1 protein-coding gene is annotated in these 325 nt (G+C 77.5%); it reads right to left on the reverse strand.

Going from position 1 to position 325, the window contains the following annotated elements; translation table 11 throughout:
• Positions 1-45: 45 nt before the first annotated feature.
• Positions 46-325, reverse strand: a 280-nt coding sequence (locus tag G3I42_RS03290) for a CGNR zinc finger domain-containing protein (protein WP_164282336.1), incomplete at its 5' end; no start/stop codon positions are given.

The following is a 325-nucleotide window of genomic DNA, read 5'->3' on the forward strand; positions in this document are numbered from 1 at the left end:
TTGCCGGACTGAGCGGGACGACGCACCCCATGCGCTCGGCCCCCGTCACCCCGCCCCTTCCGTCGTCTCGCGCTCGCCCCGGTGCCGCTGGTAATGGCGGGCCGCGCGGGCACGGTTGCCGCAGGAGGGCTTGCACCACTCCTGCCTGCCGTGCCGCCGCACGAAGTACCGCACGCAGCGGGGTGCCGTGCAGGCGCGCAGGCGCGCGAAGTCGGGCGCCGCGAGGAAGTCGAGCGCGGCGCGGGCGAGGGCGGCGGGGAGCGTGTCCGTCCCGGGGGCCGGTTCCAGGCGTACGGCGAGTGCCGCGCCCTCCGGCCAGTCGAGC

The sequence above is a fragment of the Streptomyces sp. SID11385 genome (assembly GCF_010548245.1).
Lineage (GTDB): Bacteria > Actinomycetota > Actinomycetes > Streptomycetales > Streptomycetaceae > Streptomyces.